Genomic DNA, 12,816 nt, shown 5'->3' with positions numbered 1-12,816 from the left:
TTTTATACCTTTGCATAATAACTTTACTAGACATCTATATTTGAAGAACAAAATCCATCTCATAATATTTACCATCTTTGCATTTATTAGTGGGTGTAAGAATGATAGAATTCTTTCCAATCAGTTAATTCAGATTGATTCTTTGATAAATGATAAAACTGATAGTATCCTGATTATACTTGAAGATTTAAAGCATATTGATATTTTTGACAACTACAACAGAGCCTACTACAATTTATTATACATTGAAGCGCAAGATAAAAACGGACAATCTATAATCAATTACGATTCACTTCTCAACGATGCTATTGACAAATTATCCCCTCAAACAGATAAATATCTTTTAGCAAAAGCATTGTTTTACAAAGGGCAAATATGGGAGGAATTGAACGAACCTACCGAAGTCGCCATGTATTACCATAAGGCTATTGGATTGGCCAACGAAATAAAAGATAATAATTTGCTCGCACGCATCTTTATTGAACTGGGAAATTTGTATATAGCCCAAGAATTGTTTACTGATGCATTGGATGCTTTTCAAAAAGGATATTTCCACAGTAACAAATCTAACAACGACTATAATACATTTATTTCATTGCGGAATATGGGTGTTGCTCATTTACTTACCGATCAATTGGATAGTGCCTTTACATATTTCAATAACTCCTACGAATACGCAAAAAAGACAAGCGATTCAACCGAACTTATCAACTCAATTAATAACGACCTTGCAATTTACTATCATGAAAACAAGCAATATAAAGAAGCCCTATCCTACCTTCAGAACGTATCTGAAATGAACGAAAAACACTGTTTAACGAAAGGAGATCTGTTTTTAGAAACAAAACAATATGATTCAGCCTATCATTACTTATCATTATCCGAAAGAAGTGATAATATTTTAGTTCAAATTAATAGCTGGCATAGTCTACATAAGCTAAAAGAAATACAAGGAGATTTTAAAGAGGCCAACTACTATCTCAACAAATTTATAGACGGTTATGATTCAGTCATGGTTGCAACTCAAACCTCGGAAATCCACACGATCAACCAAAAATACAATATTAAAAACGCTATAGCAAAACTTGAAAGGCAACATACAAACAGAATCATATCCTTAATTATTCTCATAGTGTTATTGACATTGGCAACAACAATAATATACATTACATTAGATCGAAAGAAGAAAGTCAGACAGAAAATTCAAGAGCAGGAAATATTAAAAAAAGAGAATGAACTCCTTGAAAAAGAGATTGAAATATCAAACTTGTTAAATCAAATCGCAGAAACAAAGAATACTATATTAAAACTGACTTACACCAACAACAAGGCTGCAAGTGATAACACTATGGTTCAAAAAGAAAATACCCTGGTTGAACTCAGGAATAAAGTAGAAATATTGCGTTCAAAACTTATTATAGATAAACCATTATACAAAAAAATAACAAAATTAGCACAACAAACAGAGAGTAACGATGCAAAAGTACTCAACCCAAGTGAAAGAGAAGAATTAAAAAACATAATAAAATTCGTCTATGCCGATTTGATAGAAGACCTACAGTCGTCATGCCCTTCTCTGACTGAAGAAGATATTCTCTTTTGTTGTTTGGCTAAATTAAACCTTTCAATGTTTGCAATTAGTATTTGTACAGGCTATTCGCAAACAAGTCCAAGCAGACAGCGGAAATTCCGCATTAAGAAAAAAATGGTTGAAGAAACCGATAATTTGACTTTATACAATAGTCTTTTTAATGCATAAACAACAATCAAATCATTCATTGTAACACAAATCTCACACTCAAAGCTGATTATCAGGCAATTACAATCACTTAGTGTTACATCTTTTTTTTGTGTACCAGAAATTACAGCTCTACTTTTGTAGTTGAAAAACTAAATAAAATATTTATTATGAAAAAGCTGTATCTATTCTTATTCATCTTGGTTATATCTAATCTATGCCTGGATAAAGCATTCTGTACCATTCACGAAGTTGAGAAAAAAGGGAAAGCATCATTCGCTATTAGAGCAAAACTTGAAACCCATAAATCAAAACGATCTCTCAGACCACCTTTATTAATAGAAGGATATATTGATGGAAACGATTTGATTATATCATTCACAACGACTCCTCCTGACAACAATATAAGCATTCTTATAGTAGATGATTGTGGCAATACCATATACAACAATAATATGATCGTCATTGATAATAGAATTGAAATAGCAATTGATCTCAATGAAGACGAGGATATAACTTATTATATTGAGATGAATTCTCCCCAAATGTTTGCTTATGGTTCATTTTAAGAAGACAAAATAATTAATGTCTGTAAATTACTAATCATTAAATTAATTCATTATGAAAAAGTTTTTTTATTTTTTTAATCTATTCTTATTATTGGTATTCTTTTCATGTAATGATGACAATGATCTATTACTTGAAAACCAGGAATCGATATCGCCTAAAACCAATGATATATCTATTACTGAAGAAGGTTTTTTATCATTCTCTTCTTTTAATGCCTTAGAAAAGGTTATCAATGATATCGAATTAGGAGAAAAAGTTGGTATCACATCAAAAGCCATAGTTACACGCGCCATAAGCCGTGATTTTGAATCAGTTGCTACATTAAGACATCAAATAGATGACTTCGGCGGCGGTGGAGGTGGATATACACCTCCTCCATTACCCATTGATGATGATATTGAGGAAATGACAATACATGAATATAGACTAATGAAAGCTGAAGAGTTATTGTTAGACAATGTTCTTGCAGAGGTTTTAGACACCACATTAAGAATAGGAGTTAATGATATTGTATACAAGATAACAGACTATGGTACATTTTCAGCTCATAAAAATAAAGTAATCCAAATAGATAGGGCTATAGCAAACTTCAACCCATCAATCATCTCCGGCAATGAAGCTGGGGCAAGTATTCAATTAAATAATGATGTTACTTTCACTAATACTTTTGGTGGCGGAGCAGTGCAACCTACCGCTACTTCAGTTCAAGTACCAGCAAACTATAATCCAGATTTTCATAATGGATATAATTGTACGACATTCAGTTGGAAGAATAATTCGTTGTGGCAAAAATTTTGGGATTGGGTTCGCGGTAAAGATGTTACGAAGGAGGTAAAGTTCGATAAGAATAACAGAGTACAAGTTGAAGTTTTTAATGTAAATTATCAGTTTTATGCATCTTCTGGCATAAAGGTTAAAATGCAAAAAAGAAAGAAATTTTTAGGTATCACTTATTGGAAAAGTAAAAATGCAGAAAAAATGGCTATTGGATTCAATATGTTATCCGGGGAAATGAAATATACAAATCCACGTTCATTTTCATCAATAACACCAACTGGAAGTACAGGATGGGGAAAGTTCACAGGTACAATTAACAATATATCTCATAGTTACGTATTAGGAACATATCATAAATTTGAGATTATAAAAGACTGGGTTGATGACATATATTTCTGGATGCCAGAAGTCAATATATCCTACCCTGGAGGCAATTATACAATTCCAAATCTGGATTTACTGAACAAACTCTATGATGCTCCTGCCGAACAAGTATTCAGTCAACTAAAAAGTCTTGCTGGACAAACCGTATATAAACCTATACAAAAAAAGATCCAACCAAAAGATCCAAGAATGAGTTATTTCATGTGGGGCAATGCAAATGTCACATATAACAAAGATAAGAGTTATATTATTGGTGTTCAAGAATACACGAATAAAAGTAGTAAGACTGTACGTTTCGATCGTTCTTTTGGCATCAATTTCAACAATGGATCCGTTAGTGGCTTTATACCAACTGAATTCAAAATAAAGGACTTAGATATGTTTGGTGCTTGTTACTATAATAAGCAATGGAAAGGTGTTCGTTTTGTCAAATAACAAATTGAAAAGAAATGAAAAAAATACTATTACTGATTTTCCTATTCACCGCTCCTTATTTATCCTCACAAGATAGTAAGAAACTTTGGGGGGGAATTGAAATCGGTTATGGAATATCTCTATCAGATGATGGTGATAGTTATAATACATCTTATGGGAGCGAGAATAAAATGGCTATAAGTTCAATCAGAGGAGTAATTGGTTATTATATCATCCCTGAATTATCATTAGGAGCAGGAGTAGGACTCAATAGTTATACGAAACCAGGGGTAAACATTCTCCCAGTATGGTTTGATATAAGATATCATCCTTTTACAAATAAGAAAATTCAGTTGAATGGTGATCTGGGTTATACTGTTGTTACTTCAGAAAGCAAACAGAAGGGTAAACTATTAACCGACCTTTCAATCGGATATAAATTATTCAATTTCAAGAGAATAAGCCTCCAACCTGCTATAGGATATAACTTTTGTAATTATTCAATAGAAGAAACTAAAAGGTTTAACCAATCCAGACATTCATTGTTTCTAAAAATAAGTATATTATTTTAACGTAATTTGGGCCAATCTCTAAGATTGGCTCATTTTTTAAGTAGCCCCAGTTAATCTCAGAAACAAAACAAAACCAACATTATTGGGCTTAAGTTTGAGATGATCTTTTAAGTTAATACTTTCGACCTTTGAATAATAATATGCATTATAAGGATTATGGTTTGTTATTCCCGCACCAAAAGAAATTCGTCCTCGCCTTTTTATTGTCCTATTTTCATAAAACAAACCTAGTTCAGCAGTATAAGACGGATTAAAACGGGTAAAAATCAAACCATTTTTACCACTTTCTTCGGGATATTGGTAATTAGTATCAAATGTCCTTTTATGTATATCGACATAATTAAAAGGGATGGGGTCAAACATTAATTTCAAATCAGTAATTATCCCTACTTTTTTAAACACCGGACTTGAAAACTTTAATCCGACAATTCCGTTCAAATTAAATATTGGAGCATCAACAGAATAAAAGACCTTATCGTCTTTAGGTGAATCAAAAACCATATCAATTTTAGAATGACTCACCATACCACCCAAAGTAACTCCCCAATATTGATTAATCCAGTAATTATAATTCATCGATAGTCCCAAGGAGACACTATAATCCAAATCTGACAACATCAGCTCCCCTCCCATTTCGAGTTCTTGTACTTTTTGTGAATAAGCAGATATCGGATATAAACAGAATAATAAAATAACAATGATCGCTAGCTGACGTAAAAAGTGTTTCTTCATATTATATTTTAATTTAGCACAAATATTATCTAGTACTTAACCTCCTTCATCATTCAATTCCTAAAATACTTCATTACAGCTTTATACTTACTCTGTGCTGTTAAACAAATATCTATTAAATATTCGTGAACTTTACTCCGCTCCGCTCTTGCAGGCCTCCGGCATCACCACCACCCCTAGCTTCTTCTTACCATCCATCTTAATCATCACCGGTTTCTCAAACCGCACATGGCGCAGGTATTTCGTTTCTTCCACAGCCGGCTGCGCATTCAGGAACTCCTGATTATATATTCCATCATTCATAAAAGCGTTGATCGTGAAATACCCCACACCAAAAGAAGTCAGATTCTGGAAGAAATGCGTTCCCTGACTCGGGTCTACCCGATAATTCGTCAGCCCGGCCTCAACTATGACTTTCGCTCCGGAAATGTGCGGCCACTTCACCGGAATACCCAACCAGGTATCGCTACTCCCCCACCGGCCCGGACCAACCAGAACGTAACCTTTACCTGAATCGAGGAATTGTTTATTAAGCTTTTCTATTTCGTATGCGATATGTTGATTATTGGACGCACTGTAACCATCGGTTTTCACATAAACAATATCATATACATCGTCCATAATACCGTGTCCCAGGGAGTTCTCGGATTTCAGAATCACCTCATCATCTGGTATAAGCGTCAGATCTTCGTCCAACACATCCTTGCTATCCACAATAGGACGAATCTGCAACAAATAAAACGTTCCTGTTTTATCGTGCTCACGGCTCATATTGGCAGCAAACTCAATCTCTACCGGACGGCGGACTTCCTGCTGGCTATGCTGCAATACGAGTTGCAGAATACGCGCCAGCGGAAAAACATCGTGCTGGAGGATATTGGCAAACGTAATCACCTTACGTCCACCGGGGTAAAACCCGTCACGTATAATCATATCATACGGATCATACGTAGAAGCGATATACTGTAAAGCACCATCCGCCTCGGCCTCCTTCACATGAAGTTTAAGCAAGTTGAACCCATCGTCAATAGAAAATTCCTGCGCCACATTCTTAAGGTCGAGCGCATAGAAGCGGGTCTGGGTTTCCTTCAGTGCTATTTCCATTTCGCTGGTTTGCAACACCTGGTTAGGGTGATAAGGAGAGAATCGCAACGTCATTCCGCCATCTACAATATACTTTCCAAGTCCAAGAGCCAGGTTCACCGTGCCCTCTTCCGCTTTCTCATCGCCAATGGGGTAGTAATTCAACGAACGCGCCACACCCGACATAGATGGATAATAACGGTCGCCATACTGATTACCAACTACTTCCTGAAGAATTACGGCCATCTTCTCCTGATCAATCACATTGGAAGTAGCCTGCATATACGCCTTACTATCCTTAAAGAAAACCGAAGCATATACTCCTTTTATGGCATCGGAAAGCATACGAAGCATCTCATACTTATCATCCAGATAAGGTATCATGTATGTATTGTAAATCCCCGCAAAAGGCTGATAATGTGAATCTTCCAACAAGCTGGACGAGCGGATGGCAATCGGCGCCTTCACTACATCAAAGAATGTAAAGAAGTCCTCGATAAAGCGATCGGGCAGTTTAGCTTTCAGGAAATATTTCATAATCACATCGTCGTCGGCATTCGAAAGCGCCACCTGATACAGGTTATTTGTCTCCATAAACTCATCGAAGATATCCGTACACAATACAACTGTTTTAGGAATGGCTACCGTAGCATTCTCAAACTCCTCGTATTCCGGATGGTGCTTTACCATATTATCAATGAAAGCCAAACCACGCCCTTTACCCCCCAACGAACCTTCGCCGATACGGGCAAAATTAGAATAACGGTCGAAACGGTCGCGCTTAAAGATAGCTACAACTCCCTGATTCTTCATTTTACGGTACTTCACGATGGCTTCGAAGATAATCTTCCGGTGAGCATCCACATCTTGCAGACTCTGCCAGGTGATAGGCCGCAAAAACTCGGCTATCGGGAATAAAGCACGCGAATAAAGCCAGCGCGACACATGGTTGCGGCTGATATGATAGAGGAATGACTCCGCAGGAATAGCAAAAATAATATTCTGCAACTCCTTCAGGTTGCGCACGCGGGCTATCTCCACTTTTGTATCCGGATTGATGAAAACAAAATCGCCAAATCCAAAGTAATCCGACACCACCCGGCGCAAGTCCACATCCATCTTTTTGGAATTCTTATCAATAAAACTTGCAGCGAATTTACTGGCATAAGCCGCGTTCTCAGACTCAGACGACTGGATGACCAACGGTACAAACGGATCGGCCTTCCGGATATGTTCGCAAAGCTTAATCCCTGCCATACCATCTTTTTCTCCCCCACGTGGAAACCGCACATCGGTAATCACCCCAAGCACATTGTTCTGATATTTATCGTAAATGCTGATTGCTTCCTCATACGTACGTGCCAGTACAATCTTGGAACGACCACGCATACGCAACGTGCGCTGATGCGCATTCAGTGCTTCGGTAGAAAACTCCTGACTCTGCTGCAAGACGAACTTATACAGATTAGGCAAAGCGGAAGAATAAAAACGGATACCATCTTCGACCAATAGAATCAACTGAACACCCACCTCAGCCACATCATGATCCAGATTCATCTTGTCCTCAATCAGCTTAATAATCGAAACCAACAAATCCGTATTGCCCAACCAACAGAATATATAATCAAACGCACTCAGGTCTTCATCCGCAATACGCTTGGTGATGCCGTGGCTAAAGGGCGTCAGAATCACAATCGGTATCTGTTCGTACAGCGCTTTAATACGACGACCGATATCGAAACTATCATTGTCTCCCGTACCCGGCATACAAATCACCAGGTCGAAAGACATATCGTTCAATGCCGCCAAAGCCTCTTCCTCGGTAGAAACCTGCGAAAAACGAGGTGGATAGCGCAAAGAAAGCGAGGTGTATTCATTAAATATCTTTTCGTCAATGCGCCCGTCGTCCTCCAACATAAAAGCATCGTACGGATTGGCTATCAACAAGATGTTGAAAATGCGATGCGGCATAAGGTTAGCAAATTGTGTATCCTTAAAATATAGTTGGTTGAGTTTTAGTTTCGTAAGCATGCGGATTTATTATTAATATACATTTTCTATACATTCGAACTACAAATTTAAGAAAAATAACATACCTTTGCTTTCAACAGTAACTAAAGAACTACTATTATGAAAAAAATTATCCTGTTAGTAACCGGAATTATGGCCATATCCTGTGCTCAACAAAAAAAGCTGGTCTACCCCGAAACGGCGAAAGTAGACACTGTAGACGTGTATTTCGGTACGCAAGTTCAAGACCCATACCGCTGGTTGGAAGACGATACCTCGGCAGCTACAGCCGCATGGGTTGAAGCGGAAAATAAAGTAACATTCGAGTACCTGAAACAAATACCCTTCCGCCAGAAATTACAGGAGCGCCTTACCGAACTGACCAATTATGAGAAGATCGGTACTCCGTTTAAAAAACATGGTAAATATTATTTCTATAGAAACGATGGCTTGCAAAACCAAAGCGTACTTTATGTACAGGATACATTGGATGGCGAACCACGCGTAGTTCTCGACCCAAATAAGCTGTCGAATGACGGAACAGTAGCTTTATCGGGCATTTCCTTCTCTAATGACGGAAAATACCTGGCCTATACCATCTCACGCAGCGGATCGGACTGGAGAGAAATATTTGTAATGGACCTGGCAAGTGGTAATCTAACCAGCGACCACATTGAATGGGCTAAGTTCTCGGGAGCAAGCTGGCAAGGTGATGGCTTCTATTATAGTGCATATGACTCGCCCGAAAAAGGAAAAGAGTTCTCGAACGTAAACGAGAATCATAAGATTTACTATCATAAACTGGGCGAACCACAATCGAAAGATCAATTGGTATACACCAACCCGGCATTCCCCAAACGCTTCTACTATGCCAGCGTAAGCGATGATGAGAAGATGATGATCATCTATGAATCAGGAGCAGGTCGCGGTAACAGAATGTTTATGAAAGACCTGACCAAAAAGAATGCACCGGTAGTATTGATCGCCGAAGATGCAAAACTGGATAATCAATATTCTTTCGTAGAAAACATTGGAGATAAAGCTTATTTCTATACCAATGAGAATGCCCCCAAAGGTAAAATCATGGTAGCCGACATCAACAAACCTGAACTGAAAAACTGGAAGGAATTTATTCCGGAGTCCGAATCCGTATTATCAGGCATGCGCGTTATTGGCAACAAATTCATAATGACTTACGATCAGGATGCATCAAACCATGCCTACGTATATGACCTGAATGGCAAACTGGTACACGAAATTACACTACCTTCTTTAGGTTCCGTAGGTTTCAGTGGAGATAAGGATGATAAAGAGTGTTTCTTCTCATTCACATCATTCACTAATCCGGGTGCTACCTATATATATGATATAGATAAGAACACATACGAATTGCTTCGTGCTCCGAAAGTGAAATTCAACTCCGACGATTTCGTTACCGAACAGATATTCTATAGCAGCAAAGATGGTGCAAGAATACCGATGTTCCTTACGTATAAAAAAGATATGGTTAAAGACGGCAACAACCCGGTATATCTGTATGGATACGGTGGTTTCAATATCAGTCTGAACCCTGGCTTCTCAACCTCACGCATTCCATTCCTGGAAAACGGTGGTATCTATGTACAAGTTAATCTCCGTGGTGGTGGCGAATACGGTGAAGAATGGCATGTAGCCGGCACCAAAATGCAGAAACAAAACGTATTCGACGACTTCATCTCAGCAGCCGAATATCTGATTGATAACAAATATACCAATAGCAAGAAGATCGCTATTGTAGGTGGTTCAAACGGTGGACTTCTGGTAGGCGCTTGTATGACTCAACGCCCCGAACTGTTCCAGGTAGCCATACCACAGGTGGGGGTAATGGATATGCTTCGCTACCACAAATTTACCATCGGCTGGAACTGGGCAAGCGATTATGGCACAAGCGAAGACAGCAAAGAGATGTTTGAATACCTCAAAGGTTATTCACCGCTGCATAATCTGAAACCGGGTACGACTTATCCGGCAACCCTGGTTACCACAGCCGACCATGATGACCGCGTAGTACCGGCACATTCTTTCAAGTTTGCAGCCATGCTACAAGCATGCAACGATGGAACAAACCCAACCCTCATCCGCATTGAAACCAAAGCAGGACACGGAGCCGGAAAGCCTATCGCAAAAATACTGGAAGAACAAGCAGATATTTACGGATTCATCATGTACAACCTGGGAATGAAACCTAATTTCTAATAATGTTGTTGGGCGGTTCGCGAACCGCCCAACAATATCAACAATATCATTTTATCACTTCGATATTCAAAAATAGGCCATTTACATTTGCGAATAACAAAAGAATATCTATATTTGCATAGAGATAGGTTACATTTTATCAGAAACCTCCTTAAAAACATATATTATGAATATCGAACGAATCATGTCCTCACTAGAGGCCAAACATCCCGGCGAGTCTGAATATCTTCAAGCCGTAAAGGAAGTGCTTATTTCCATCGAAGATATATACAATCAGCATCCAGAGTTCGAGAAAGCGAAAATTATCGAACGATTGGTCGAACCGGATCGTATCTTTACTTTCCGCGTGACATGGGTAGACGACAAAGGTGAAGTGCAAACAAACCTTGGCTATCGTGTACAGTTCAACAACGCCATTGGCCCTTACAAAGGCGGTATTCGTTTTCATGCTTCAGTAACTCTCTCTATCCTGAAGTTCTTAGGTTTCGAACAAACATTCAAAAATGCACTGACTACCTTGCCTATGGGTGGTGGTAAAGGTGGATCTGATTTCTCTCCACGTGGTAAGAGCAACGGAGAAGTTATGCGATTCTGCCAGGCTTTTATGCTGGAATTGTGGCGTCACCTTGGCCCGGATATGGACGTTCCTGCGGGCGATATTGGTGTGGGCGGTCGTGAAGTTGGCTATATGTTTGGTATGTACAAGAAACTCACCCGCGAATTTACCGGAACATTTACCGGAAAAGGATTGGAATTCGGCGGATCATTGATTCGTCCCGAAGCAACCGGATTCGGCGGACTATATTTTGTTAATGATATGCTCCAGACCCGTGGCGAAACCATGGTGGGTAAGACAGTAGCTTTATCCGGTTTCGGTAACGTTGCCTGGGGTGCTGCCCTAAAAGCGAATGAACTAGGTGCTAAAGTGGTTACTATATCAGGTCCTGACGGTTATATCTATGACCCGGAAGGGATTAGTGGAGAAAAGATCGATTATATGCTTGAACTTCGTTCGTCAGGCAATGATATTGTTGCTCCTTACGCAGACCAATTCCCTGGTTCAACATTTGTTGCGGGCAAACGTCCATGGGAGGTAAAAGTAGATATAGCATTGCCATGTGCTACCCAAAATGAGCTAAACGGTGAAGATGCTGCAAACCTGATTAATAACGGCGTACAATACGTAGGCGAAATATCTAATATGGGATGTACTCCTGAAGCGATCGAAGCATTCCTTGAGCATAAAATTCTGTACGGACCGGGCAAAGCGGTTAACGCTGGTGGCGTTGCTACCTCAGGTTTGGAAATGTCACAGAATGCCATGCACCTGAGCTGGGGAGCAACAGAAGTAGACGAAAGACTGAAAAGTATTATGCACGGCATTCATGAACAATGCGTGAAATACGGTACAGAACCCGATGGTTATATTAATTATATGAAAGGCGCCAACATTGCAGGCTTTATGAAAGTAGCCCATGCAATGATAGGACAAGGATATATTTAGTTGATAGATAACAGTTGATAGTTGACAGTTACTATGCAGAATTACAGCGCAGCTAACTGTCAACTGTTAACTATCAACTGTCAACTCTAAAAGGGAACTTTGTTTAGTTGTATTTGTATTTGTGGTGCGTTACCTGCTCGCCTGTGAAGGTTAAGGTAACGCTTTTTTTTTGTGAAGTTAAATCTCTACAAAAAAATAAGGTACCCATAAAGGATACCTTATTTTAATATTATATTCAATGTATTACCATTTAACTTCCGGGAAGTATTTGCTCAGGCAGTTTCTCAATGCTGCCAATGTGATCGGCTTTACCAATACCTCAGTAGCACCGCTCTCCATCGCACTTTCCCTGTCACTATTAAATGCATAAGCCGTTTGCATGATAATAGGTATTTCAGGAGACATACCACGAATTATCTTGGTTGCTTCTAACCCATTCATTATCGGCATCTTGATATCCATCAAGACAGCAGCGGCTTTACCTTGGTGTTCCTTAAAGTTCTCCACCATCTCAGCGCCATTTTTTGCCCAGACAATATCATATTTCTTTCCGATAATAGCTTTTATTAATTTAAAGTTGCTGTCATCATCTTCGGCCACTAATATTAAAGGACGATAGTCCTGTGCATTGTTTGTTGTTTCCATAACAATCTTATTGTATTATTATGCTATTTTCTTGTACATTCGAATTCGGGGTGCAAGTTAGGAAAAAAAATCATATAAATGCTTATCTTTGCACCTCATTTTTAAAGTGAACTTGTATTTTCTATCTAATTAAACTAAAAGAACCATATACA

General features: G+C 38.6%; 9 protein-coding genes. 6 read left to right on the top strand and 3 right to left on the bottom strand.

Going from position 1 to position 12,816, the window contains the following annotated elements:
• The first annotated feature begins 40 nt into the window (after positions 1–40).
• The 4 genes from D0T87_RS10615 (at position 41) to D0T87_RS10600 (ending at position 4,455) form a co-directional block, all read left to right on the top strand.
• Complete coding sequence (locus D0T87_RS10615) at positions 41–1,759, top strand: lipopolysaccharide assembly protein LapB (RefSeq protein ID WP_163175100.1); 1,719 nt, start codon at positions 41–43, stop codon at positions 1,757–1,759.
• Between the two features lie 149 nt (positions 1,760–1,908).
• Positions 1,909–2,307, top strand: a complete 399-nt coding sequence (locus tag D0T87_RS10610; RefSeq protein ID WP_163175099.1) for a DUF3244 domain-containing protein — start codon at positions 1,909–1,911, stop codon at positions 2,305–2,307.
• 52 nt (positions 2,308–2,359) lie between these two features.
• Positions 2,360–3,904 (top strand): hypothetical protein, encoded by a 1,545-nt coding sequence (locus D0T87_RS10605; protein WP_163175098.1) that lies wholly within the window; start codon positions 2,360–2,362, stop codon positions 3,902–3,904.
• Positions 3,905–3,918: 14 nt separating this feature from the next.
• Complete coding sequence (locus D0T87_RS10600; RefSeq protein WP_163175097.1) at positions 3,919–4,455, top strand: hypothetical protein; 537 nt, start codon at positions 3,919–3,921, stop codon at positions 4,453–4,455.
• A gap of 36 nt (positions 4,456–4,491) precedes the next feature.
• On the opposite strand, the gene D0T87_RS10595 is transcribed toward D0T87_RS10600, so the two are convergent.
• Both D0T87_RS10595 and D0T87_RS10590 read right to left on the bottom strand, forming a co-directional pair.
• Positions 4,492–5,187, bottom strand: a complete 696-nt coding sequence (locus tag D0T87_RS10595) for a hypothetical protein (RefSeq protein WP_163175096.1) — start codon at positions 5,185–5,187, stop codon at positions 4,492–4,494.
• A gap of 132 nt (positions 5,188–5,319) precedes the next feature.
• On the bottom strand, positions 5,320–8,301 hold the full coding sequence (locus D0T87_RS10590; protein WP_163175095.1) for a PEP/pyruvate-binding domain-containing protein: 2,982 nt from the start codon (positions 8,299–8,301) through the stop codon (positions 5,320–5,322).
• Positions 8,302–8,400: 99 nt separating this feature from the next.
• On the opposite strand from D0T87_RS10590, the gene D0T87_RS10585 reads away from it, so the two are divergent.
• Together D0T87_RS10585 and gdhA are read left to right on the top strand one after the other, a co-directional pair.
• Positions 8,401–10,515 (top strand): prolyl oligopeptidase family protein, encoded by a 2,115-nt coding sequence (locus D0T87_RS10585; RefSeq protein ID WP_163175094.1) that lies wholly within the window; start codon positions 8,401–8,403, stop codon positions 10,513–10,515.
• Positions 10,516–10,681: 166 nt separating this feature from the next.
• On the top strand, positions 10,682–12,019 hold the full coding sequence (gene gdhA, locus D0T87_RS10580) for an NADP-specific glutamate dehydrogenase (protein WP_163175093.1): 1,338 nt from the start codon (positions 10,682–10,684) through the stop codon (positions 12,017–12,019).
• 243 nt (positions 12,020–12,262) lie between these two features.
• On the opposite strand, the gene D0T87_RS10575 is transcribed toward gdhA, so the two are convergent.
• Positions 12,263–12,664: a response regulator gene (locus D0T87_RS10575; RefSeq protein WP_163175092.1), complete on the bottom strand. Its 402-nt coding sequence runs from the start codon at positions 12,662–12,664 to the stop codon at positions 12,263–12,265.
• Positions 12,665–12,816 lie beyond the last annotated feature (152 nt).

This window comes from Bacteroides sp. 51 (assembly GCF_010500965.1).
GTDB lineage: Bacteria > Bacteroidota > Bacteroidia > Bacteroidales > Bacteroidaceae > Bacteroides.
This window is presented reverse-complemented; position numbering and strand designations above follow the sequence as displayed.

Bases quoted from the DNA above. Each gene is read 5' to 3' on its own strand.
- D0T87_RS10605 (WP_163175098.1), top strand. From the start codon at position 2,360: ATGAAAAAGTTTTTTTATTTTTTTAATCTATTCTTATTATTGGTATTC.
- D0T87_RS10585 (WP_163175094.1), top strand. From the start codon at position 8,401: ATGAAAAAAATTATCCTGTTAGTAACCGGAATTATGGCCATATCCTGT.
- D0T87_RS10600 (WP_163175097.1), top strand. From the start codon at position 3,919: ATGAAAAAAATACTATTACTGATTTTCCTATTCACCGCTCCTTATTTA.
- D0T87_RS10595 (WP_163175096.1), bottom strand. From the start codon at position 5,187: ATGAAGAAACACTTTTTACGTCAGCTAGCGATCATTGTTATTTTATTA.
- D0T87_RS10590 (WP_163175095.1), bottom strand. From the start codon at position 8,301: ATGCTTACGAAACTAAAACTCAACCAACTATATTTTAAGGATACACAA.
- D0T87_RS10610 (WP_163175099.1), top strand. From the start codon at position 1,909: ATGAAAAAGCTGTATCTATTCTTATTCATCTTGGTTATATCTAATCTA.
- D0T87_RS10575 (WP_163175092.1), bottom strand. From the start codon at position 12,664: ATGGAAACAACAAACAATGCACAGGACTATCGTCCTTTAATATTAGTG.
- gdhA (WP_163175093.1), top strand. From the start codon at position 10,682: ATGAATATCGAACGAATCATGTCCTCACTAGAGGCCAAACATCCCGGC.